This is a genomic window from Kitasatospora sp. NPDC094019 (assembly GCF_044764505.1).
GTDB lineage: Bacteria > Actinomycetota > Actinomycetes > Streptomycetales > Streptomycetaceae > Kitasatospora.
In genome coordinates, this window is the sequence record NZ_JBIWIF010000026.1 from 17,342 (window position 1) to 40,790 (window position 23,449).

The window sequence follows — 23,449 nt, forward strand, 5'->3', positions numbered from 1 at the left end:
ACCAGCGAGAATGACGCCATGACAGATGCCACCACCCACGGCCGCACCGTGCTCGTCGTCGAGGACGACCCCGGTGTCCGCGCCACCCTCGACCAGTTGCTGCGCTTCGAGGGCTACCGGGTCCTGACCGCGACCGACGGGCAGGGCGCCCTGGAACTGCTGGAGCGGCACCGTCCCGACCTCGCCGTGGTGGACGTGGTGATGCCCCGGCTGGACGGACTGGCCCTGTGCCGGATGCTGCGCCGCCGCGGCGACCGCCTGCCGGTCCTGGTGCTCACCGCCCGGCACCAGCTCGGGGACCGGGTCGCCGGGCTGGACGCCGGGGCCGACGACTACCTCGCCAAGCCCTTCGCCACCGAGGAACTGCTGGCCCGGATACGCGCCCTGCTCCGGCGCTCCGCCCTGCCCGCCGACCCCGGCGTGCTGGCCTGCCAGGACCTCCTGCTGGACACCGCGGCGCGCAGCGCCCATCGCGGCGACCGGATCCTCGACCTCACCAAGACCGAGTTCGACCTGCTGGAACTGCTGCTGCGCAACCAGGGCGCGGTGCTCACCCGGCCGCAGATCTACGAGCGGATCTGGGGCTACGACTTCGACACCGACTCGCGCTCGCTCGACGTCTACATCGGCTATCTGCGCCGCAAGAGCGAGGAGGGCGGCGAGCCCCGGCTGATCCACACCGTCCGCAACGTCGGCTACCTCGTGCGGGCCGCGTAGTGCTGCGCACCAGGATCGCCCTCGTCGTGGTGGCCGCCACCCTGCTCGCCATCGCCGTCTCCGTCGTCAGCTCCTACCGGGGCGTCTCCGGGCTGGTCGCCGACCAGTTCGACCGGGCGCTGGTGGACCGGGCGGACGCCGTCGCCGCCGTCCTCGACGCCGGACGGGTCCCCGCCGAGCGGCCCGACACCGCCGAGCAGCTGCTCCTCCCGGACGGCACGGTCCGGCCGCTCTCCCCCGGCCGCGCGGTGCTGCCGGTCCCCCCGGGCGCGCTCGCCGTGGCGCGCTCCGGGGAGGGGCGGCTGATGGACGAGACCGCGGTCGGCGACCGCACGTTCGGGGTGCTGGTCCAGGGCCGCGGCGAGGGCCACGGGGCGCTGGTCGTCAGTCAGGACTACGCGGGCGCGGAGCGGGTGGACCGGGAGTTCCTCGGACGGATCAGCTGGACGACGGCGGGCGCGGCGGCGGCCTGCGCCGCGCTCAGCTGGCTGCTGATCGGCCGGATCCTGCGCCCGATGCGCCGGCTGGCCGGCGCCGCCGAGCGGATCAGCTCGACCCAGGACCTGAACACCGCGCTCCCGGCCGCCGGGCGCGACGAGGTGGGCCGGCTGACCCTCGCCTTCGAGGTGATGCTCGACGCGCTGCGCCGATCCCGGGAGGCGCAGCAGCGGCTGGTGCAGAACGCCAGCCACGAGCTGCGCACGCCGCTCACCTCGGTGCGCGGGAGCGCGGAGCTGTTGCAGCGGGCCCGGGGGCGGCTGGCGCCCGAGGACGAGGAGAAGATCCTGGGGACGCTGGTGACGGAGAGCGTGGCACTCGACGAGCTGGTGCGGGAGCTGGTCGAGCTCGCGACCGACCGGCAGGCCGACGAGGATCCGGTGCCGCTGGACCTGGCGGCGGCGGCCGAGGACTGCGCGGACCGCTTCCGGCGCCGGACCGGGCGGGTGATCACGGTCGGCGCGGCGGGCGCCGGTCCGGACCGGGACGGGGCGGTGCTGGTGCTGGCCCGGCCGCGCGCGCTGCACCGCTGCCTCGACAACCTGCTCGCCAACGCGGTCAAGTTCAGCCCCGGGGACACGCCGGTCACCGTGCTGGTGGAGTCGGCCCCCGCGGGGCCGGAACGGAGCGCGGGCGGAGGCCGCGGCGGGGACGCGGGCCGACGCGGGGACGGAGGCGGAGGCCGCGGGGGCGTCCGGCCGGGGGTGCCGTACGTCCGGCTGGTGGTGCGCGACCTCGGGCCGGGGATCGGGCCGGACGAGCGCGACGCCGTCTTCGACCGCTTCTACCGGGGCGCCGGCACCCAGTCGACGCCGGGTTCCGGTCTGGGGCTCGCCATCGTCCACGACCTCGTCACCGCCGACCGGGGCACCGTGTTCGCGGGCACCGGCCCGGCTGGCGGCGCGGAGGTCGGCTTCACCCTGCCCCGCGCCGTCCCCGCCGTCCCCGCCGCGCGCGGCCGGTAGCGCGACCCGTGGGCGCGCCCGGTAGCCCGTCCCGTCGGTGCTGCCCGTCGGTGCCGCCCGTCGGTGCTGTCGTCAGCCCTCGGCGCCGATGGAGCAGTTGCCGTCGGGGGCGTGGCCGAGCGGCCAGGCGACGGTGTCCAGGACGGCGCCGCGCACGGCCGGGTCGAGGTGGACGATCGGGACGGCCTTGTTGTACGGGTTGCCGTACTGGTCGAGACAGATCCAGCCGCTGGCCCCGTCCACCCGGTTGCCGCCGTGGAGGCGGCGCCAGCTCTGGGTGACGTCGTCCAGGGAGGGTATGGTGACGGACTCGCCGACGTCCTTGCGGATCCCCGCGACGGCGGTGGTCACCGCGTCGTAGGTGATGATGATCCGGCCGTCGCGGCGGTCGGCGGGCCCGATCCGATCGGGCTGCTTCGTCTCCTCCGCCCGCAGCAGGGCGGCGAGTTCGGCTGTCGGGCCCTTGGATCCGCCGGGGCCCTCGGCACTCGCCTCGCCCCAGCTGTCGGGGTGGGCCAGCGCCGTGTACCGCACGGTGATGCCCGAACTCTTGGTGAGCGAGCCCCAGTTGCCCTCGAACTTCTGGTCGACCATCAGCGTGGAGGCGTGCGAGCCGGTGATGACCGTGTACGCCTTGTTGCACTTCCGGTTGCCCAGTGCGACCAGGAACAGCCGCAGTTGCACCGGGCGGCCGGCGAAGAACAGGGTGGACGCGGCGGAGCTGCAGATGTCGGGCACCATCTGGGCGAAGACGTTGCCGAGGTTGCCCTCCTGGGTGAAGTCCTTCGGGGACTCGAAGGTCTCCGGGGCGTTGGGCGCGCCCTTGGTGAGCTTGGCGAAGGTGGCCCGCAGGGTGGCGAGGTAGTTGTCGCCCTCCCGGGTGTCCTCGACCACCAGGGTCTCGGCCGGCTTGATGGCCGCCCCGTAGGCGGCGAGGGCGCTCGCCTGGTCGCTGTTGCTCGGGGCGATCCGGGCCAGACCGGGGAACTCGCGCGGGTCGGCGGCGGTGTTGGCGATGTCGTCGGCGGTCATCGGCCCGGCCACGACCGGGATGTGCTTCTCCGCCGTGAGGTAGTGCACGGCGGCCTTGCTGTCGGCGATGCTGATGTTGATGCCGGTGACGGCCCGGAGGTTCTCCTTGCCGTCGGCCGCGGACCGCGCCAGCTGGTCGGCGACCCGCCGCCATTGCCCGTACTCCCGGCCGGGGTTGGCGAGGACCAGGCGGATCGGCGGCTGCTTCCCGCTCTCGCGGTTGGCCCGGTACTGGGCGAGGTAGGCGCCCTGGACCTGCTCGACCATCTCGCGCCGCTCGGCCTGCTGGTCGGAGACGAGCGGGATCATCAGGGCGACGGTGACCGGGTTCTTCCCGGCCACGCTCTCGTTCTCCTCCTTGATGCGCGAGGTCACCGGCCCCAGTTCGTCGGTGAACACGAACGAGCCGTCGGTGACACCGACGCACTCCTTTTCGACCTCCGTCACTCCCTCGGCGCAGCTGGGGTCCGTCAGGAGGCGGTAGCCGAAGAAGACGGCGGCACCGAGGACGGCGGCCGCGAGCAGGAGCACCAGCGCGCGGTTCAGGGGCCCTTGGGGCAGGGACGGTTTCACGGTCGGGCGTCTCCTCAGGTCGGGGCGGTTCGGCTCGCGGCAGACCGGGTCTCGTCAGGCCGGGTCGGGTGACGTCGGGTCTCGTCAGGTCGGGTCGGACGAGGTCGGCAGGTCGGGTGCCTGGTGCCAGCGGCGCAGCCGCCCGGGCCAGATCTCGTGCGCCCGGAAGAACACCGTCTGGTCGGCCGCGCCGGTGTGCTGGGCGAGGGTGAGCAGTTGGAGCCGGACGCTGTCGATCAGCGCCTCGGTGGGCGCCGACAGCGGGTGGGACTGGATCCACAGGCTGCGCACCAGGTGGAAGATCGCCTGGTGGACGGCGAGGCCGCCCTGCTGGCACGCCTCGCACGGCGTGTCCGCCCCGGTGGCGGCCGGCAGAGGTGCCGGTGGGTGCGGCGCGGAGCAGACCAGGTTGACGGTGGCGAGCCAGTCGGCCGCGCTCAGCTCGGCCAGCCGACGGTGCAGGGTGCGGACGACGACCCCGGTGTCGTGCAGGGCGAGCGCGTGGTGGAGGGCCCGGTCGGGCAGCCCGGCGCCGTTCACCGATTCCCGCGGGTACTGCGCGTACTGGGCGTACAGGGTGCCGTGCAGGTGCCGCCAGGTGTCCATGCCGGGCTCCCCGGCGACCCGCACGGCCAGGCGGTGGCCGAGCAGGACGCGCAGCGTCCGGTCCTGGACGAACGCGGCGTCGAGGGACCGGTCGGCGGCGGCGCGCCAGTGGTTGTGTTCGAGCAGTGTCCTGGCCTCCTGGACGTCGAGCGGGCCGCGGCCGATCTGCGGGTAGTAGACGCCGAGTTGGTCGGCGGCCGCGTTGTCGAGCGCCGCTCCGTAGAACATCAGCCGCTCACGGTCGCGCTCCTCGGGGACCAGCACCGTGAGCAACTGCTCGTGGACGGTACGCGCGGGCGCGTCGTCGGCCGGGAGGTCGAGCAGCCACCGGGGTTCCGCGCTGTCCCCCTGGCGGATCGTCTTCCGGGCGGCCCGCACCAGGGCGTCGGCGATCCCGGCCCGGCCCGCGCTGAGGCGGTGGACCGCGCGGGCGGTGCCGGACGGGGGGTGGTCGGTGTCGAACATCAGGGTGACCTCCTCCAGCCCGAGTCGGGCCAGCGGCAGCCGTACCGTCCAGCCGGCCGGCGTCCCGGGGCGGTCCCGGCGCCGGAACGGGCCCTCGGCGCGGCGGGTCGACGGCACGGTGTCGTCGGCGTCGGATCCGGGCGGCTCCCCGGCCAGGACGGTGGTGATCACGGCCGGCCTGGTCCCGGCCGGTTCCTCGTGCCAGACCCGCAGCAGCGTGCTCAGCACCGGCCGGCCGAGCGGGGTGTGGGCGTTGTCGAGGAGCAGCAGCGGGCGCGGCACCCGGTTCATCCGGCGCGGCCAGGTGTGGTGGGCGTCGATGTCCGCCAGGAACGCGGCCATCAGGTGGCGCTCCGCGGCCGCCCGGTCGTCCGGGTCGCCGCGGAAGCGCCGGGCCAGGGCGGCCAGTTGGACGTGGTCGGCGCCCTGGCCGACCACCGGCCGGGACGCCCACCAGCGCAGCCCGTGCCGGTGGGACGAGGGGCCGAGCAGTTCGGGGGCGACGAGGTCGACCAGTCGGGTGGCGAGGGGGTCCGCCGCGGCTCCGGGGGCGGCCGGGCCGGGGGCCAGCTGTCGCATCCACTGGATCACCCGCGCGCGCCGGGCCGCACCGACGGGGACGCTCTCCGCGAGCAGGCTCTCCAGGCGCCCGACGGCCGCCTCCCGCTCGCCGTTGCCGGCGGCCTGCCAGGCGGTCACCGCCAGCAGGCCCTGGACGAGCCGGGGGAGGGCGAGGCTTCCGCCGAAGTCGCCGGGTCGGCGGCTCAGTTCCTCGCGGAAGTGGAACAGCAGGTCGGAGGCGTGCGAGGCGTTGCGGCGGGCGGGGTCCTCGTCGGCGGCGGCCAGGGCGGGGAGGGCCAGGGCGGGTTCGGTCCGGGCCGGGTCGCCGCGGCCGAGGTCGGGGCGGCCGAGGTCCGCCGACGCGCGGCGCAGGTGGGCCGCGTACCGCGCGTCCAGGCCCCGCAGGAGGGCGGTGCGCCCGCTGAGCCGCCCGCCCGAGCACTCGACCACCAGTGGGGTCCCGTCCGGGACGGGCAGTCGCCGCGTCCTGACGTCCGGGCCCTCTCCGGTCACTTCCAGGCCGACGAGCGAAGGTACGACCGTCTCGAACACCGCCGCACGCCCGTGCAGAACCACCGCGACCCCCCAGCCGTCCGGCGAGGCCGTACCTCGCCGTGCGGATGGAGGATAGGCGACCGCGCCCGTCCTGTGCAGGGATACCACCAACAACGGGACCCGGGGTCCGGGCGGATCCGACCGGTCGTCAGCCCGCCCGGCGCGAACGTCCCTTGGTAACGGGCGGCGCCTCCGGCGCGGAGGGGGCACGGAGCGGGGCGGGGGCGCAGAGCAGGGCGGTGCGCAGGTCGAGCCGGTCGTCGAGCCGCAGCAGGCTCCGGCCGGTCAGTTCCTCGATCCGCTTGACCCGGTAGTGGACGGTGTTCACGTGGACGTGCAGGGCCTCGGCGGTGCGGGACCAGGAGGCGTTGTGGCGCAGGAAGGCGTCGAGGGTCGCGACCAGGGAGACGGTGTTGGCGCGGTCGTGGTCGACCAGCGGGGCGAGGAGCCGTTGGTGGAAGGCGGCGGTGACCTCGGGCGGGATGCCGCGCAGCAGGTCGGCGAGGGAGGCCGTGCCCGCCCAGCGGCCGACCGCGCCGGGCGGGCGGGCGTCCAGGGCGTAGCGGGCCTGCACCAGGGCGGGGCGCAGGTCGGCGGGGGTGGGCGGGACGGTGGGCCCGACGCCGGCGGCGGGCCGTCCCGGGGCGGCCTGGGCGCGGGACGCCGTCGGTCCCGGTCCGTCGCCGGGCCGGGGCGGTCCTTCGCCGAGCCGGGGCAGGGCGAGGTCCAGGGCTGCGGCGACGGCGTCCTCGGGCAGGGCGACCAGGGCGACGGCGCCGCCCCGGCCGTCGGGGGCGGCGATGAAGGGGGCCTCCGTCGGGTGCAGGGCCTCGGCGAGAGCGGCGGCGGCCCAGGCCCCGGAGGGGTCGGCGGGGCCGGGGACGGTTCCGGCGGTGCTTCCTCCCCAGGCGACTCCTCCCGAGGTGGCCGCGGAACCGGAGCCGGCGCCGAAGCGGGCGGCGACGGGGGTCAGCGGCTGCCGCGGCGGCAGCCCGGCGAGGGTGAGGGCGTGGCCGGCCTCCGGGTCGGCGCCGGCGGCGAGGAGTTCCAGCAGCCGGGTGCCGGCCTGCCGCTGGGCGGCCGCGGTGGCGCGGGCGCGTTCGGCGAGCGGCGCGAGCAGTTCGGCCAGGCCGTGCAGCATGGTGGCGGCGGCGGGCCCCGGCTCGGTGTGCGGTCGCAGCAGCCAGCCGTCGAAGGGCGTCGTCCCGGGCGGGCCGACCGGGATCGGGGCGGCGGCCGGCACCGCGGCCGGGGCCGGGATCGGAGCCGGGGCCGGGGCCGGGAAGGTCGCCGGGGCGACCTCCGCCGAGGAGGCCAGTACCCGGCCGGCGCCGGTGACCAGTGAGCAGTCCGGCACGCCCAGGTCGGCGACGGCCCGGCGCAGCAGTCCGTCCAGCGGCGCGTCCGCGCCCAGCATCGAGGTCAGGGTGCGCCGGACCCCGGCCGGCAGGCCGGCCCGGCCCTCGGCGCCGGCCTGGAGGTCGCCCCAGAGCCGGAGGTAGATCCGGTCGGTGACGGCCCGGAAGCTGGTGCCGCTGGGCACCGACAGCAGCGGCACGCCGTGGCGGCGGCAGGCTTCGGCCAACTCCGGAGGAACGGTGCCGTGGGTGCCCTCGCCGGCCAGCAGCGCGGCCGCCTCGGCGCTGCGCAGGGCGTTGGCGAAGCGCAGGGCGGTGGCGAGCCGCGGGGCGGGGCGGGTGTCCTCGGGCCGCCACCACACCAGGCCGGTGAGCACGATCTCGCCGGGCCGGAGGTAACGCGCCGGGTCCTGGAGGTCGGTGGAGGTCACTCCGGTGACCTCGCGGCCGAGCAGGTCGGGGGTCGCCCAGGCCACCTCGATGTGCAGTTCGTCCAGCGCCAGGAGGTCCCCGACGATCATGTTGTGCTCCCTGTGCCGTACCCACGGGCCACCCTCGCCCGTGCGATGTCTCTGTGCGTTCGGGCATGGTAAATGCCAGGGAGACGGGCCTTCTTCCCTCTTGTGCGATCACCCGGGACCGGGGCCTTCGGACCGTACCGATCTCCAGTGGTCCCGACAGTGGCGTTCCGCTTGGATCGGAGTGCGGGGAACGCGCGGCCGCCCCGACCTCAAGCGGGTCGGCCGCGCGCTTCCGCCTCAGGCCCCGGCCGTGGTGCCCCGGCCCGGACCGCCGGCTCCCCCGCCGCGGCGGTGCTCGTCGATCGCCTGCCACACCCGGTCGCGCAGGAACGGCGTCTCGGTGAACCGGACACCGGTGGCGTCGCGCAGCGCGTTGGCGAAGGCCGGAGCCACCGGGTTGAAGGGGCTCTCGCTCATCGACTTGGCGCCCAGGGGGCCGATCGAGTCCGAGGTCTCGGAGAAGTGCACCTCGGTCCGCGGCACGTCCGCGAAGGCCGGCAGCCGGTAGCGGCGGAAGGCGGCCGTCGTCACCTCGCCCCGCTCGTCGACCAGCACCCGTTCGAACAGCGTGGCGCCGAGGGCCTGCGCCACGCCGCCCTCGACCTGGCCGCGGCACTGCAGCGGGTTCATCACCCGCCCGGCGTCGGCCCCGTGGACGCTGCGCAGGATCCGGATCTCCCCGCTGTCCGGGTCCACCGCGAGCCGGAACCACTGCGAGTTGAACGCCACCGAGCGCGGCGAGCCGCCCCAGTGGCCCTCCCCGGTCAGGGCGGCACCCTGCGCGGCGGCCGCCGCGAACACCTCCTTGAGCGGCACCGGGCGCCCCTCGCACTCCACCGCCTCGGCGCCGAGCGCGATCCGGCTGCGCGGGGTGCGGGCGTACTCGGCGGTGAAGCTGAGGATGCGTTCGGCGAGCGCGTTGGCGGCCTTCATCACGGCCTTGCCCGCGACCACGGTGCCGGCCGAGCCGAAGGCCCCCGTGTCGTGGCGGACCACGTCGGTGTCGGACTGCCGGACGGTGATCCGGTCGACCGTCGTGCCGAGCGCCCCGGCGGTGATCTGCTTGTGCACGGTGGTGGTGCCGTTGCCGAACTCGGCCGTACCGACGGCGATGTCGTACGTGCCGTCCTCCAGCAGCGTCACGGCGGCGTCCGCGAAGTGGCCGCCGGGCGGGCCGGTCGCGATCGCCGACATCGCGAAGCCCTGGCCCACCAGCCAGCCCTCGGGGGCGAGTTCGGCGCTGCGGTCGTCGGCGAGGGCGTCCCGCACCACCCGCAGGCACTGGTCGAGGCCGTAGGAGGCAATGTGGAGGTCCTCCTCCTCCCCCGCCGGGCCCACCATGTGTTCGCCCGGGCCGATGATGTTCCGCTCCCGGAACTCCAGCGGGTCCATGTCCAGCCGCCGGGCCAGTTCGTCCATCGCCGACTCCACCGCGAAGGTCACCTGGCCCAGGCCGTAGCCCCGGAACGCCCCGGCGGGCACGCCGTTGGTGTAGACCGAGTACGCCTCGACCTGCTTGTGCGGCGCCCGGTAGACGCCCATCGACTCGCCCACGCTGTGGAACATCACCGCCGGACCGTGGTTGCCGTACGCGCCGGTGTTGGCGACCACCCGGAACCGCAGCGCGGTCAGGGTACCGTCCGCCTTCGCGCCCGCCTTCACCGTGATGGTGAACGGGTGCCGGGTGGTGGCGCCGAGGAACTGCTCGGCCCGGGTGAACTCCAGCTTCACCGGCCGCCGCAGCCGCAGCGCGGCCAGTACGGCGATGTCCTCGGTGAGCATCTCCTGCTTGCCGCCGAAGCCGCCGCCGACCCGGCCCGCCACCACCCGGACCCGCTCCATCGGCAGGTCGTACAGCGCGCAGAGGGCCCGCCGGGTGAGGAAGGGCACCTGGGTGGACGAGCGCACCACGATCCGCTCCTCGCCGGTCTCCTCGTGCTCCTCGAAGTAGACCAGGCAGCCGTGCGTCTCCAGGCTGGCGTGCTGCACCCGCTGGGTGCGGAAGGTCTCCTCGTACACGACCGCCGCCTCGGCGAAGCCCTGCTCGACGCTGCCGATCTCGCCGTGCACCTCGCCACAGACGTTGTTCTCCGCGCGGGCGATCCGCGACTCCGGGCCCTTGGGGTGCAGCACCGGGGCGCCGGGCAGCATCGCGAGCTCGGGGTCGAGGACGTACGGAAGCACCTCGTACTCCACCGCGACCCGTCGGCAGCCCTCGTCCGCCGCGGCCTCGTCGTCGGCGACCACCGCCGCCACCCGCTGGCCGGCGAAGCGGACCACGTCGTCCAGCAGCCGGGTGTCGTCCGGGTCCTCGGTGGGGTGCTCGTGCCGGGCGGAGGAGTAGAGGCGCTCCGGCGCGTCGTGATGGGTGAACACCGCGCGCACCCCGGGGACGCGCAGCGCCGCCGAGGTGTCGATCGACACGATCCGGGCGTGCGGGTGCGGGGAGCGGAGCAGTTTCATGTGCAGCAGGCCCTCCACCTCCAGGTCGAAGGTGTAGCGCGCCGTCCCGGTGACCACCTGCGGCCCGGCGGGGGCGCCCGGGCTGCGGCCGACCGCCTCGCCGGGGGCGGGCTCCTCGGTGTGCTTCACCCCGCGGAGCGCGTCCTCGATCGCCCGGTAGCCGGTGCAGCGGCACAGGTTCCCCTTCAGCGCCCGGGGCAGGTCGGAGAGTTGGTCCTCGTCGAGCTTGGCGGCGGTCATCAGGAAGCCGGCCGTGCAGAAGCCGCACTGGAAGCCCTGGGCGTCGAGGAAGCGCTGCTGCACCGGGTGGAGGCCGTCCTCGGTGGCGAGGCCCTCGACGGTGGTGACCGCGCGGCCGTCGGCGCGCCGCGCCGGGTAGAGGCAGCTGTGCACCGGCTCCCCGTCGACGTGCACGGTGCAGGCGCCGCAGTCGCCGGCGTCGCAGCCCTTCTTGACGCCGAACCAGCCGCGGTCGCGCAGGTAGGTGCGCAGGCACTGGCCGGGGCGGGGCTCCGCGTCGGAGTCCTCTCCGTTGACCCGGACCGTGAAGCTCATCGGCCGGTCTCCTCGGACGGGGCGGGTGCCGTCGGCGGGGCGGGTGGGGCGGGTGCCGTCGGCGGGGCGGGTGGGTGGGTGGTCCCGGCCCGCCCGGTCTGCGCCACCGGCGCGGCCGGCCGCACGAGTTCGCGCCGGACCTCCTCGGCGAACCGCAGGGTCATGTGCCGCCGCCAGGCCGGCAGACCGTGGATGTCGTCGAAGTACTCGTCCGGCGCGACGGCGTGCTCCACCGCCTCCCGCACCGCCTCGGCGTTCGGCGGCACGGCGAAGCCCAGCCGGACCGGCCGGACCGTGGCCGCGGTGATGTGCAGCGTGAACTCCCCGTCCACCGGGTCCAGGGTGCCGATCACCAGCGCGCCGGAGCGGCCCAGGCCGTACAGGGACGCCTGGCGGAACGCCGTCCGCCGGGCCAGCGCCCGACCGGGCAGGGTGATCGAGCGCAGCAGCTCGCCCGGCCGCAGGTCCTTGACCCCGGCACCGAGCACGAAGTCCCCGACGGGCAGGGTGCGGGTCGCGCCCGTCCGGTCGAGCAGGCGGCAGACGCCGTCGAGGGCGGCGGTGAGGGAGATCATCGGCCCGGCCGGCAGGCCGTTGCAGAGGTTGCCGCCGACGGTGGCCGCGTTCCAGATCTTCCAGGAGGCGAGGAAGGCCCGGCAGCACTGCTCGAACAGCGGCGCCGCAGTCCAGCCGGTCGGCTTCGGGTGGCGGGAGAGCTGCGCGATCGTGCAGGTCGCGGCGATCTCCAGGCCGCCGTCCGGGGTCGGCCGCAGCGGCTCCCAGCCCATCCGGTTCAGGTCGAACAGCCGCCGGAGGTGCGGCTGGGGCTCCGAGAACAGGTACGTTCCGCCGCCCAGCCAGGCGTCCCCCGGCCTCCACGTCCCGCGTTCGCGCGCATCGCGCAGTTCCACCACGGTGTTCAGGTCCATGTGCATCCACCGTCCTCGACAGATCGACATGGGTATTGCAGCAACGCGCCACGTCCGGAACGAGTGGATCCGCACACCAGCGCGCCGTCTCCCGGCTGGACGATCGTCCAGGGACGGCCCGGGCGGCTCGGCGGGTTCCGGCTCCGGGCGGATACGGTCCGTCCCCGGTGGGGGTGCGGGGCGGCACCTCCACCGGGGACGGGAAGCGGCCCCACAGAGGGTTATTGACGATTCCTCAGGTCCTTCGTGGAGCGATTCGCCGGACGGGTCCGGTCAGCGGTGACGGGTGACGAGGGCCTCGATCTCGGGGACGAGGGCGGCGGGGGTCGGCAGGGCCTGGTTCTCTGCCCGCAGTCGCTCGGCGCCCGCGCGCAGGTCCTGGTCGGTGACGAGCCGGGTGAGCAGGGCGGTGTCGACGGCGTCGGAGGCGGAGCTCAGGGCGGCCCCCGCGGCGGTCAGGGCGTCGGCCACCGCGAAGTTGTCGGCACCCTGGGGCAGCAGGAGTTGGGGCACGCCCGCCTGCACTCCGGTGAGGGTGCTGCCGGACCCGCCGTGGTGCACCACCGCGTCGCAGACCCGCAGCAGCTCCGCGAGCGGCACCCAGGGCAGCGGGCGGACGTTGTCCGGCAGGGTGCCCAGGTTGCCGAGGTCGGCGTCGCCGACGGCGAGCAGGAACTCGGCGTCGACCGCGCCGGCGGCCTCGACCAGCCGGGCGATCGCCGTCAGGCCGTCGAGCCCGGCGATGACGGTGCCCAGGGTGACCGCCACCCTCGGCCGGTGGCCCCGCTCCAGCAGCTCCGCCGGGACCACGCCTCCTCCGTTGTACGGGAGGTAGCGCATCCGCAGGCCGCCCGCGTCACCGCCGAGCGAGGCCGGAACGATGTTCAGCGGCGTCGTCGGCGCGGGGCCGGCCACACCGTGCTTCTCGTAGACGTCGGCGAAGTGGACGGCCAGCCGGGCCGCCAGGTCGAGGCCGGAGGTGAGGCCGAAGTTCTGCAGCGCGGCCGGGATGCCGAGCCGGGCCGCGACCAACTGGGCGGAGGCCAGGCAGGAGTCGTGGACGATCAGGTCGGCGCCCCAGCTCTCGGTGACCGCGAGCAGGTCCTCCACCGTGGAGCGCGAGCCGTGGGCGAAGGCGGCCGCGGCCATCTCCATGATCTCGTCCTGCGTCATTCCGGGCTGGGCGTAACCGGCCTGGAGGCCGGAGGTCTTCTCGAAGGACTCCCGCAGGGGCCGCCCGTCGCCGATCTCGACGATCGGGAAGCCGGCCTGCCGGAGCTGGTCGAACGGGCTCGGGCTGGCGAACAGCACCTCGTGCCCGGCGGCCCGCAGGGCCTGGGCGGTCGGCACCATCGGGAAGAGGTGGCTCGGCGCGGCCGGGCCGGTGAAGAGTATGCGCACGGTGATCTCCTGATCGTTCTCGATTGGGGCGTGCCACGGATCGCGCACGGGACGATCCGTCTCCCGTGAGCGTCAACTGACGAACGGTCAGATCTCTTTCCACGAAGGATCGACAATCGGACGTTCGGGTGCGCGGACGCGCGGGGACAGGGACGGACAGCCCGGCAGACGGGCCGGACGGACGTCGGAGCCGGACGGACGGCCTCGCGAGCGGGCCGGACGGCCCGGGGCTGCCGGATTCCCGGGGCCGTGGGAGGCGCGGGGCGTACGGGACGCGCCCCGGAGGGGACGGGTTATCTGCCCCGGCGCGCCGCTCCGGTCCGGTCCGTGGCCCGTCTCTCCCGGAGGCGGGCCACCGCGACGGGCCGCTCCGCGGCGGGGCGCCCGACGGCGAACGTCCTCGGCATGCTGCTTCCTCCCGTGGTGGTGCCGCGTCCCGCACGCGATCCCGCGCCGGGAGGAACGCACCGGACACCCTGGGAGGGAATGACTGGCCGACGGCCGGGGCCGACGGCGCCCGGACTACCGACCGGGCTGTGCTTTCGCGCGTTCCGGCGTCGATGCTACGACGAACCACCCGTCCGCGCACGGAATTCGGGGGATGGCCGGATCACGACCCCGGCCCGCGGAGCACGGCAGCGGCGATCTCCAGGAAGTCCGCGACCGGCCCCGGCCCGTGGCCCTCCGGCGCCACCAGGCAGGTGACCACCGGCGGGTGGTCGGTGATCGGGAGGTGGACCAGGCCCGGACGGTCGTACGAGCGCATGACGCTCAGCGGCACCAGGGCGAGGCCCTGGCCGGAGGCGACCAGTTCGAACTTCTCCTCCAGCGAGGCCGTCCGCCGACTGCGGTGGTCGAAGACCGGCTCGCCGTCCAGGTCCGCCAGCACCAGCGTGCCGCGCCCGGCCAGCCGGTGGCCGGCCGGCAGGCAGGCGACCTTGGTCTCGTGGCCGACCGGGACGGTGTGCAGCCCCGATTCGTCGAACGGGTGCCGGAGGAAGCCGACGTGCGCCCGGCCGTCCCGCAGCGGCGCGTCCCGCTCGGTCCACGGCAGCGGGAGGACGTCGACCACGAGGTCCGGGTGGCTCGCGGAGAAGACCCGGATCGCCTCCGCGACGCGCAGGCCCGCCGAGAAGCCGACCACCAGCCGCCCCGGGCGGCCCGCCTCCCGCACCCGGCGCACGGCACCCGCCACCGTCGCGGCGACCCCGTCCGCCTCCTCGTACAGGCGCTGCCCGGCGGGCGTCAGTTCGACACTGCGGGTGGTCCGGGTGAACAGCGGGCAGCCCAGCTCCTGTTCGAAGGCGCGGATCTGACGGCTGAGCACGGGCTGGGCGATGAACAGCGCCGCGGCCGCCCGGCCGAAGTGCCGGTGCTCGGCCACCGCGACGAAGTAGCGGAGCTTGCGCAGATCCAGATCCATGCCCGCACGGTATCAATGCGCCCGAAAGGGTATTGGACGCCCGGCCCGCGCTGCTCGGAGACTCGTCCGGGAGCCGCTCGGTTCGCCCGGTGACGGCCGGCCCGCACGATGACCGCCCGGGGCCCCGTCCACAGGACCGGACCCCGGCGAGCAGCACGTCCCTGAACGGCAGCTCCCCTGAACAGCGGCTCCCTTGAACAGCGGCTCCCTTGAACAGCACGTCAACGAACAGCACTTCCACGAACAGGACCCCCATGAGCGACACCCGCAGGACCGCCCTCGTCGTCGGCGCCTCCCGTACCCTCGGCCTCGGGATCGCCACCGAGTACCTCCGCCGGGGCTGGGACGTCATCGGCACCGTGCGCGGCGACCGGCCCACCGCGCTGCACGAACTGCTGGACTCCGCCGACGGCCGGCTGACCGTCGAGTCACTGGAGATGACCGACCCGGCCTCCCTGTCGGCACTCCGCGACCGGCTGGCCGGGCGCACCCTCGACCTCCTCTTCGTCAACGCCGCGATCGCCCGCGGCGATCTGCCGATCGGCGAGGTGCCGACGGAGATGTTCACCGAGGTCATGGTCACCAACGCGCTGAGCCCGCTGCGCGTCGTCGAGACCCTCCGCCCACTGGTCCCGCCGACCGGCACCATCGGTGTGATGTCCTCCGACCAGGGCAGCATCACGAACAACACCAGGGGTGGGCAGGACCTCTACCGGGCCAGCAAGTCCGCGCTCAACCAGCTGATGCGCTGCCAGGCCGCCCGGCACGCCGGGGACGGCCGGACCCTCCTGCTGCTCGACCCGGGCTGGGTGCGCACCGAACTCGGCGGACCCATGGCCGAGTTGAGCGTGGAGGAGAGCGTGCCCGGGGTGGTGGACACGGTCGAACGCCACCGCGGGGCGGGCGGCCTCCACTTCGTCGACCACCTCGGCCAGGTCGTGCCCTGGTAGGGACGCGATGACGATGTCGCGGCCGTGTCACCGTTCCGACGCGGGTCCGCCCCGGGGCCTCCGACGGGCTGGGCGCGCCGGGCGGGGGCGGGTGACACTCGTCACGGCGGACGTCCGGGGGGGCGTCCGCCACCACGGGGCCCCGGGGGACGTCCCGGGGGAAAGGGGGGCGGGTTGACAGCCGAGGACAGGGAACGGTGGGCGGCGGCGCAGCGGCGGTGCGCCGTGCTCACGCCGGTGGCGGTGGCGGCGCTGGTGGCCGCGGCCGGGCCGGTCGTGTGGTGGGAGTCGCAGGACACGCCGGGTGACCGGACCGTTTGGCTGGTGGCGGCCGGTGCCGCCCTGGTGGCGCTCCTCGCCGTCGCGCGGCCGGTGATCAACGACCTGTCCGACCGGGACTGGGCGGCGGCCTGGGTCGGCCTGCTGGCGGTGCCCGTGTTCGCGCTGGGCACGGTGTTCGCGGCCGCGCAGACCGCCCACGCGGTCGACGCGGCGCGGAACGAGTCGCGGCGGGTCTCCGCCACGGTCACCGGCTGCCGGGTCACCGGGCGCAGCGTGGACGAGCAGAACATCGGGCACGACCTCTGGGGCTGCACCTACCGCTGGTTCGTCGAGGACCGCGAGTTCCGCGAGGAGCGGCCGGTCCGGAAGCCGTATCCGGAGGGCCACGAGACCTCGGTGTGGCTCGACGGGTCCCGGATGATCACCGGGCGGCCGAGCCGGATCGCGATCCCGTTCTGGGGTGCGGCGGCGCTGGCCGCGTTCGTGTGCACGGTGATGCTCGCGATGATCACCCGCTGGAAGGCCCGGGTGGCCGGCCTGGTCCGGTGACCGTCCGGGCCCCGGTCGTCTATCCTCTACCTCAGGTTTCGGGCAGGGGGCCCGGGTTGTCCTTGGGGGTATGTGTGGTCACCGGTCGTGTGGTGCGTTACGACAGCGTGCGGGGCTACGGGTTCATCGCTCCGGACCACGGCGGGGAGGACGTCTTCCTGCACGTCAATGACATGCTGATGCCGGAGTCCGTGGTGCACTCGGGCCTGGTGGTCGAGTTCGAGATGGAGGAGGGCGACCGCGGGCTGAAGGCTTCGTCGGTGCGGCTCCCCAAGGGCGCGGTCTCGCGGCCGACCGGGCCGGCCGTCACGGTCCCCCTCGTCCCGCGGTCCGCGGCCGACCACGACGACGCGGAGTGCGACGTGTTGACCTCGGCCGAGTTCGTGGTGGAGGTGACGGAGCTGCTGCTCGCACAGGTGCCGTCGCTCACCGGTGAGCAGGTGCTCAAGGTGCGCGAGGCGATGCTCCGGTGCGCCCAGGGGCACGGCTGGACCGAGGGCTGAGCGGGGCGCCCGCGCCCGGTGGCCGTCGGTCGGCCTCGGGGTGCGGGGCCGACCGACGGCCGGGGGCCGCGGGTCCTGCGTCAGGTTGTGCTTCGGGTCCCGCGGCAGGTCGTGCGACAGGTCGTGCGTGGGCTCAGAAGAGCACGTCGGTGCAGGAGTAGAACGCGTTCGACGTGTCGGCGACGTCCCAGACCGCGACCACCACGTGGTGCCCGGTGCGACCCGTGGGGAGGGTCCCGGTGTGAGTGGTCGTGGCGGCGGGCTGGCGGCCGTTGTAGGGGACCGTCAGGAACGGCGTGAGGTCGAGGTTCGCCCGGGTGATCTTCTGGGTCGGGTCGTAGCCGGGCTTGGTCAGGAAGTACCGGAAGTTCGTGGTCGAGTGCCTGGCCTCGATCTCCCAGGTGAAGGTCTGCTGGCCGCCGGCCGTCACCCTGGTGGTCGGCCAGGCCCCGCTGCGCGGGTTGTCGAGCGGGGCCCAACGGGCGTCCGCCCCGGCGCAGATGGTGCCGTCGGCGGGACCGCGGGTCGGGAAGCCCTTCGGGCCCTCGACGCTCTGCGGCTCCCACTGGATGTCGCCGCAGTTCTTGACGACACCGGCACCGCACAGGGCCGAGCGGCTCGGCGGCAGGTTGATGAATCCGTGCGAACTGGCCGGGACGGCCATCGCGAGCGGAACGGCGACGGCGGCCAGGGCCGCGCCGACGGCAAGGCGTTTGCGCATGATGCTCCTCCGTGGGGGTGGATGGAGAGTGCGCCCGGCCCAGGACACGCGCGTGGGGGTGCGCCGACCAAGGGGATCTTGGCATGCCTGCGCCAGGTGAATGCCCATACCGTAGGCAGCGCGCGACCCCTCGTCAATGGTCTGGACCACTTGCCGAGCAACAATCAATCGCCTTGTACAACAGGTGCGTTGATATTCACCAAGCGGTGCCGCCCGAGCCATCCGGCGATCGCCCGGCCGATCTCCTCCGGCCGGTCCTCAGGAGCGTGGTGCCCGGCCGGACCGCAGTGCTCGACGGTGAGCGCGGCGACGTGCTCGCGCGCCCAGGCGACCACGGCCTCCCCGACCAGCAGGGTCGGCGAGGAGTCGAAGGTCAGCAGCAGCTTCGGCACCTCCGGACTTCCGGCCAGCCAGCCACCGTACGCCTCCATCCGGGCGACCACCTCGGCCGGATCGCCGTCGATCGGCGTCATCCGGGACCAGGCCAGCATCGGACGGCGGCTCTCCGGCGTCGGGAACGGCTCCCGGTAGGGCCGGACCTCGTCCTCGCCCAGCGGGTGCAGCACCCCGCCCTCGAAGGCCGTCTCGATGAAGATGTTCTGCTCCAGCACCAGTCGCTCGCCGACACCGGGCGCACGGAACGCCTCGGCGCGGGCCCGGGCCGGCGGCGGCAACTCCTCGGCGGCCAGCGGCTTGAGGAAGGTCTCCAGCAGGACGACCCCGGCCACCCGGTCCGGACACCGGGCCGCCCGGTCGAGAGCCAGGGCACCGCCCCAGTCGTGGCCCACCAGGACGACCCGGTCGAGGCCGAGCGCCTCGAACCAGGCGTCCAGATGGCGGGCCTGGTCGTCGAAGGTGTAGCCGATGGCCGGCTTCCCGGAGGAACCCATGCCGATCAGGTCGGGCGCGAGCACCCGGGAGCGGTCGGCCAGGCGCGGGACGACCTTGCGCCACAGGTGGGAGGAGGTGGGGTTGCCGTGCAGCAGGACGACCGGCGGGCCGCCGGCCGTGGCACCGGCGCCCGCACCGGTGTCCGCGCCGGTGTCCGCGCCGGTGTCCAGGTAGGCGAGGTGGGAGTCGAGAACGGGGACGGTGAGCATCGGGACGGTTCCTCTCGTGGCACCGGAGCGGGTGGGGCCGTGCCCCACCCCCAATCCGTTAGTGACACTAACGATTTGATGTTCACGACCGTATATCGTTAGGGTGACTAACGCAACGGCTAGACTGCGGGTCGTGAACACCGACGAGACGCCCCACCGCCCTCCGGGCGCCACGGCCGACCACACCGCCCCGGCCCGCGTCCGCAGCCTGCCCAGCCGACTGCTGGCCCTCAACGGCCTGCACGCCGACCGCCTGGTGAACGACGGCCTGGCGGCGGAGGGCGCCCGCAAATGGCACTTCGCCGCCCTCACCGCGCTCACCGAGGGAGGCCCGGCCAGCCAGTCGGAACTCAGTCGGCGCACCGGCATCTACCGCAGCGACATGGTCGCGGTCGTCAACGAACTCGCCGAACGCGGCCTGGTCGAGCGCACCCCCGACCCGGCGGACCGCCGCCGCAACGTCATCACGGTGACCTCCGAGGGGCGCGCCCACCTCCGGCGGCTCGACACCGTCGTCGACGCGGCCCAGGACGCGCTGCTCGCCCCCCTGGACGCCGACGACCGGGTCCGCCTGACGGACCTGCTGACCCGCCTCCTGGACTACCACGAGCGGACCGCCGCCGCGACCGCCGACACCCCCGCCCCGGACGCCGCCGACGGGTGACGGCGCGGGGCGGTTCGTGCGACAGAGGGAGATCGGGGACGGAGCGCTCGGGCCGGACCACCGGGCGGGTATGTCCTGGTGCGGCCGATGCGCGGTCGCGTTGATCGGAAGGATCCCTGTGATGCGCCGTAAGTGCTTGTTCACCGCCGCCGCGGCGGCGGCCGCCGTGTTCACCCTGACCGCCACGACACCGGCCTCGGCCTCTGCCTCCGTCCCGCCCGCGGGCAGCACCGTACGGCTGGAGCAGTACATGTCCGACCGCTGTCTGGAGAACGCCGGCGGCATCTCCGTCTCCATGGCCCGTTGCAGCGCACGGGCACACGACCAGCAGTGGAAGTGGACCCCACTGGCACCGGTCGGCCCGGCGACCCTCACCAACCGGGCCAGCGGGCTGTGTCTGGACAGCGACGCCGACGGCACCGTCCGTACCAGCCCCTGCGTCACGGGCACCGCGTCCCAGCAGTGGACCTACCAGCAGGCGCCGAACGGCGCCTTCCAGCTCCAGGACGTCGGCACCGGCCTGTGCCTGATGGGCGATATCGACGGGGAGGGGTTCACCATCCCCTGCCGGGGCATCGGCACCTGGGTGCTTTCCCGCGCCCACTGACCGCCCCGTCCCCGCGCGCACCCCGGCCCGCGCCGTCCGGCCGGGGTGCGCACCGCCCGCAGGACGGTCAGTGCCTGCGGGCGGGTGGCCCGGGGCCGGGGCCGGGCCACCAGTGGTGTGCTCGCTCAGCCGCGGTAGACCTGGAGCTCGCGGACGTTGTCGTTGAAGGAGCCCAGGTTGAAGATCGGCAGCTCCGGGTCCGGGTTCGACTCCTCCTGCTTCAAGTTCCACAGGTGGACCCTGTTGCAGCCGTAGTAGCCGTCCATCGAGGACACGTTCGTCGCGATCTCGTAGTAGTTGACGAGGTGGTAGCCCTCTGCGTCGCAGCCGCCGGCGTCCCCGTACATCGTGTAGATGCTGTTGTAGCGGTCGAGGTCCCTGTACTCCTCCAGCAGCGGCGTGCGGGTCGGGGTGTTGCGCTGGCCGACGGAGCGGTTGGGGGCGTCGGCGAGGGCGAGGGCGTCCTTGCGGGACACGTCCGAGCACGCCTCGCCGAGGACGCGGGAGTGCCCGGCGGCGTCCAGGGTCTTGCTGACGACGACGGCGCAGTAGCGATCGGCCGTCCTGGACGGCGCGTCCGGGGCGGGCGGGGCGGCCGCGACGGTTCCGCCCAGGGCCAGACACACCGCCACGGCGGGACCGACGAGCTTCGGGGACAAACGCATGGATTACCACCAGATGTGGGAAGGGACGGCGGCCGGGAACACGACCACCGACCCTCATTTCGGCAGATGCCCGGGGACACGGCCCGGCCGACACGCCGCACTGCCCGCAGGGCCACCCACCTGCGGCGACGGAGCGGAATCCCGGAGGTCCGCGGACGGACGGTCAGGGGCGGCTCGGCCCGCCGGGTGTGTGCCCCAGCTCGGCGATCGCCATCGCCCGGGCCCGGAAGGCCGGGAGCCGGTCGGGCCCGATCCGGTAGCGCTCCGGGGCCGTGTCCCCGGTCGCGGCGTCGAGCAGATCGGCCAGGCCCAGGTGCGCCCAGTCCCAGTGCAGGGAGTTGTAGGCCACCATGAGCGGGCCGACCTCCGCCCTGATCTCGGCCACCGCCGCCTCGTCGAGGCCGACCCGCGCCAGGGCCGCCGCGGTCGCGGCCCGCCGCGCCGGTGCGAACTCCGTGTCGAGGAAGGGTTCGAGAAGGTCGCCCCACACATCGGGCCTGGACATCACAGGGATCCCGTGACGTCGGCAGAGGTCCTCCAACTCGGCCCGCTGCACGGCCGAGAGGAAGAGTGTCTCCCCCGTGACGGTCCGGACCTCCGGCGGCGCGGCCGCCGGGTCGGCGTCCCGGACCGCCGCCACCGGGACGGCCTCCGCCCGGGCCCCGACCCCCGGGCGGGCCTCCGGCACCGGGCGAAGGAGCTGACCACGGATCAGGGCGCTGATCTCCGTGTCCACCCCGTCATCATCACAGACCGGCCGCCCGCCCTGGCCGTGGGGCGGTCAGCGGCGGATCGTCGGGACGGACTCGCCGTACGCGCGCAGCCGGTGGACGGCGTGCAGCCAGCGCAGTTCGGTGCCGCAGGCGCGCAGGGCCGTGCCGAGCGCGTGGCGCATCGCGGCGTCGACCGCCGCCCGGGCGGTGGCGGCGTCCGGTGCCTCCGGGCGGTCGCTGTCGGCCAGGTCGGCGAGACGGCGGGACGGATTCCACCCGATGTCCACCCCGCCGCTCCCGCCGTCGGCCTCGTTCCCGCCCTCGCCCTCGCCCGGCGGGCAGGGCGCCAGCGTGATGCCGGTGCCGCCGAGGTGGGTCGCGAGGGGCAGCCCGGCGAGCGCGGCGCTGCGCCGAACGGTCTCCAACAGAGCGCCGGGGAGAGCGAGTTCCTCCAGTGCAGGCCCGACGGGCCGGGCGGCCAGCACCCCCGGCGGGACGCGGAGCCCGCCGGCCGGGACCAGCGACGGGCCGACCCGCAACTCCCGGCCGGAGGCGTCCATGCCCGCTTCCAGCCCGAAGGCGGGCAGGAACTCGGCGAGCGCGTTCACCATCGCCGTCCCGACCACCTCCCGGGCCGGACCCGCCGGCTGCCCCGGCCCGGCCATCGCGGCCGCACCGGTCAGCCGGGGGGACGGCAACCAGTCCAGCGCCGCCGTACCGGCGCATCGGTCGGCATCGCCGGCGGGCCGCGCCGACCGCACGCGCACCCCTGGCCCCTCCTCCCCGAAGGCGACCGGAAGGCCGGAGAGCAGCACCGCATCGGTCAGACGGTCGGCCAGGTCGGGATCGACCCGCCCGGGCGGCGGAGGAGTCAACTGACGTGGCCCTTCGATCGGTTCGCGCAGCACAGTGTCGAACTCCCGTTCCCCACCCGGGCGGTGCCCCAAACACCTGGCCCGACCGGCCGGTTGCCCCAGAAGCCCGACCGACACCCCAGGAGGTGCGGGGGACGCCGCGGCCCGGAGCGCCGTCGCGGATCCGACGGCCCCGAAGAGGCCCCGACAGCGACCGGGAAATCGTCACCGCGGGTGCCGACGCGCACCGGGAAGGACATGGGAATCCGTTCCTCCGTGAAGCGAGTGGAAGCGGATCGGCCGGGGCGGGCCCGAGGCCGTCCCGGTCCTCGACCGCCTTCACCGATCCCGGCTCCGGGCCGGTGGCGCGGAGCCGGGATCGGACGGTCAGCGGGTTGATGACGAGGATCGTCGGAGCGAGCGGGACCGGCTCCATCCCGCCCGGCACCGCACCACGCCGCGCCTCCTGTTCCGGCTGCGGCCGGGCGCCACCGGACCGGGACGGGGACCCCTGGCGGGGGCCGTCGGTACGGATCGCACCAGTCCCACCAGCAATAGGTAGTGGCCCTCATTGATCCCCGTACGGTTCCGGGAGTCCGCTGGAAACCGGCCCGGTGGCCGCCGGGCCCCGCCCCGGCCCCGCCTCTCCCCCACCCGCCGTCCGGTGCCGTCCTCCCCCACTCGCCACAGTGACCAGAGCCAGGTGAACGGCATGCACGACCTCCACCGAGCGACACGTCCGACGATGCGGCGGGCCGCGATGTACCTGCGGTGCCGGCCCTACGACGCGCGGGAGGCCGACTACGTGCGGACCGCCATGGAGCAGCTCGCCGAACGGCTCGGGCTGCCGATGCCGGACGTGTACAGCGACCACGGGCTCAGCACCCGGGGGCCGCTGCCGGCACTGGAGAACCTGCTGCTGGCGGCCGAGCACCGCTGGGTGGACGTGGTGCTGGTGCCGGGGCCGTTCGTGTTCGCGCTCGACGACCGGGCGGCCGCGGAGACCGTCCGGCGGTTCGCCCGGGCGGGCTGCGAGGTCGTCGAGACGCCGGGGCGGGTCGTCCGGCCCGCCGGGGTGCCGCGGCCGTCGGCCGTCCCCGGATTCGGCCCGGGCCGGCCGCGCCTGCCCTCCCCGGGGGAGGACCCGGCCGCGTACCAGGCGGTCTGAGCCGGGCCGCGGGTCGGCCGCCCGGCGTGGGGCACCGGCCGCCCCGCCCGA

20 protein-coding genes are annotated in these 23,449 nt (G+C 74.7%); 8 read left to right on the forward strand and 12 right to left on the reverse strand.

Annotation, left to right across the window (positions count from 1 at the left end; all coding sequences use genetic code 11):
• The first annotated feature begins 18 nt into the window (after positions 1-18).
• Both ACIQ9P_RS35745 and ACIQ9P_RS35750 read left to right on the forward strand, forming a co-directional pair.
• On the forward strand, positions 19-717 hold the full coding sequence (locus ACIQ9P_RS35745) for a response regulator transcription factor (protein WP_402365719.1): 699 nt from the start codon (positions 19-21) through the stop codon (positions 715-717).
• Positions 717-2,180, forward strand: a complete 1,464-nt coding sequence (locus ACIQ9P_RS35750; RefSeq protein WP_402365720.1) for an ATP-binding protein — start codon at positions 717-719, stop codon at positions 2,178-2,180. The genes ACIQ9P_RS35745 and ACIQ9P_RS35750 overlap by 1 nt, the downstream gene beginning before the upstream one ends.
• Positions 2,181-2,252: 72 nt before the next feature.
• Here ACIQ9P_RS35750 and ACIQ9P_RS35755 read toward each other — a convergent pair whose 3' ends face one another.
• From ACIQ9P_RS35755 to ACIQ9P_RS35785, 7 genes are all read right to left on the reverse strand, one after another.
• Complete coding sequence (locus tag ACIQ9P_RS35755; protein ID WP_402365722.1) at positions 2,253-3,785, reverse strand: hypothetical protein; 1,533 nt, start codon at positions 3,783-3,785, stop codon at positions 2,253-2,255.
• 84 nt (positions 3,786-3,869) lie between these two features.
• Positions 3,870-5,930: a hypothetical protein gene (locus ACIQ9P_RS35760; RefSeq protein WP_402365724.1), complete on the reverse strand. Its 2,061-nt coding sequence runs from the start codon at positions 5,928-5,930 to the stop codon at positions 3,870-3,872.
• Between the two features lie 190 nt (positions 5,931-6,120).
• Positions 6,121-7,851, reverse strand: a complete 1,731-nt coding sequence (locus ACIQ9P_RS35765) for a helix-turn-helix domain-containing protein (protein ID WP_402365726.1) — start codon at positions 7,849-7,851, stop codon at positions 6,121-6,123.
• 237 nt (positions 7,852-8,088) lie between these two features.
• A complete protein-coding gene (locus ACIQ9P_RS35770) occupies positions 8,089-10,869 on the reverse strand; it encodes a molybdopterin-dependent oxidoreductase (protein WP_402365728.1) in 2,781 nt (926 codons plus the stop codon).
• Positions 10,866-11,798 carry an FAD binding domain-containing protein gene (locus ACIQ9P_RS35775; RefSeq protein WP_402365837.1) on the reverse strand — a complete coding sequence of 311 codons (933 nt, stop codon included), beginning with the start codon at positions 11,796-11,798 and terminating at the stop codon, positions 10,866-10,868. The genes ACIQ9P_RS35770 and ACIQ9P_RS35775 overlap by 4 nt, the downstream gene beginning before the upstream one ends.
• Before the next feature lie 273 nt (positions 11,799-12,071).
• Positions 12,072-13,199: a nucleotide disphospho-sugar-binding domain-containing protein gene (locus ACIQ9P_RS35780; RefSeq protein ID WP_402365730.1), complete on the reverse strand. Its 1,128-nt coding sequence runs from the start codon at positions 13,197-13,199 to the stop codon at positions 12,072-12,074.
• A gap of 610 nt (positions 13,200-13,809) precedes the next feature.
• Positions 13,810-14,622: a LysR family transcriptional regulator gene (locus ACIQ9P_RS35785; protein WP_402365732.1), complete on the reverse strand. Its 813-nt coding sequence runs from the start codon at positions 14,620-14,622 to the stop codon at positions 13,810-13,812.
• Between the two features lie 254 nt (positions 14,623-14,876).
• Here ACIQ9P_RS35785 and ACIQ9P_RS35790 point away from each other — a divergent pair, with 254 nt between their 5' ends.
• The 3 genes from ACIQ9P_RS35790 to ACIQ9P_RS35800 all read left to right on the forward strand — a co-directional run bounded on the left by ACIQ9P_RS35790 (position 14,877) and on the right by ACIQ9P_RS35800 (position 16,906).
• A complete protein-coding gene (locus ACIQ9P_RS35790) occupies positions 14,877-15,572 on the forward strand; it encodes an SDR family oxidoreductase (protein ID WP_402365734.1) in 696 nt (231 codons plus the stop codon).
• Positions 15,573-15,746: 174 nt separating this feature from the next.
• A complete protein-coding gene (locus ACIQ9P_RS35795; protein ID WP_402365736.1) occupies positions 15,747-16,403 on the forward strand; it encodes a hypothetical protein in 657 nt (218 codons plus the stop codon).
• Positions 16,404-16,477: 74 nt separating this feature from the next.
• Positions 16,478-16,906 carry a cold-shock protein gene (locus ACIQ9P_RS35800; protein WP_402365738.1) on the forward strand — a complete coding sequence of 143 codons (429 nt, stop codon included), beginning with the start codon at positions 16,478-16,480 and terminating at the stop codon, positions 16,904-16,906.
• 133 nt (positions 16,907-17,039) lie between these two features.
• Here the strand turns inward: ACIQ9P_RS35800 and ACIQ9P_RS35805 are convergent, their stop codons facing one another.
• Together ACIQ9P_RS35805 and ACIQ9P_RS35810 are read right to left on the reverse strand one after the other, a co-directional pair.
• A complete protein-coding gene (locus ACIQ9P_RS35805) occupies positions 17,040-17,627 on the reverse strand; it encodes a lytic polysaccharide monooxygenase (protein ID WP_402365740.1) in 588 nt (195 codons plus the stop codon).
• 164 nt (positions 17,628-17,791) lie between these two features.
• Positions 17,792-18,727 (reverse strand): haloalkane dehalogenase, encoded by a 936-nt coding sequence (locus ACIQ9P_RS35810; RefSeq protein ID WP_402365742.1) that lies wholly within the window; start codon positions 18,725-18,727, stop codon positions 17,792-17,794.
• Between the two features lie 133 nt (positions 18,728-18,860).
• Here ACIQ9P_RS35810 and ACIQ9P_RS35815 point away from each other — a divergent pair, with 133 nt between their 5' ends.
• Positions 18,861-19,391, forward strand: a complete 531-nt coding sequence (locus ACIQ9P_RS35815) for a MarR family winged helix-turn-helix transcriptional regulator (RefSeq protein WP_402365744.1) — start codon at positions 18,861-18,863, stop codon at positions 19,389-19,391.
• 121 nt (positions 19,392-19,512) lie between these two features.
• A complete protein-coding gene (locus ACIQ9P_RS35820; protein ID WP_402365746.1) occupies positions 19,513-19,998 on the forward strand; it encodes an RICIN domain-containing protein in 486 nt (161 codons plus the stop codon).
• A 125-nt stretch (positions 19,999-20,123) separates the two neighbouring features.
• Here the strand turns inward: ACIQ9P_RS35820 and ACIQ9P_RS35825 are convergent, their stop codons facing one another.
• The 3 genes from ACIQ9P_RS35825 to ACIQ9P_RS35835 all read right to left on the reverse strand — a co-directional run bounded on the left by ACIQ9P_RS35825 (position 20,124) and on the right by ACIQ9P_RS35835 (position 22,251).
• Positions 20,124-20,663, reverse strand: a complete 540-nt coding sequence (locus ACIQ9P_RS35825; protein WP_402365748.1) for a hypothetical protein — start codon at positions 20,661-20,663, stop codon at positions 20,124-20,126.
• A 163-nt stretch (positions 20,664-20,826) separates the two neighbouring features.
• Positions 20,827-21,399 carry a hypothetical protein gene (locus ACIQ9P_RS35830; RefSeq protein ID WP_402365750.1) on the reverse strand — a complete coding sequence of 191 codons (573 nt, stop codon included), beginning with the start codon at positions 21,397-21,399 and terminating at the stop codon, positions 20,827-20,829.
• Between the two features lie 45 nt (positions 21,400-21,444).
• Positions 21,445-22,251, reverse strand: a complete 807-nt coding sequence (locus tag ACIQ9P_RS35835) for a hypothetical protein (protein ID WP_402365752.1) — start codon at positions 22,249-22,251, stop codon at positions 21,445-21,447.
• A 691-nt stretch (positions 22,252-22,942) separates the two neighbouring features.
• Here ACIQ9P_RS35835 and ACIQ9P_RS35840 point away from each other — a divergent pair.
• Positions 22,943-23,398, forward strand: coding sequence for a hypothetical protein (locus tag ACIQ9P_RS35840; RefSeq protein ID WP_402365754.1), 456 nt, complete (start codon positions 22,943-22,945; stop codon positions 23,396-23,398).
• The last annotated feature ends 51 nt before the right edge of the window (positions 23,399-23,449 follow it).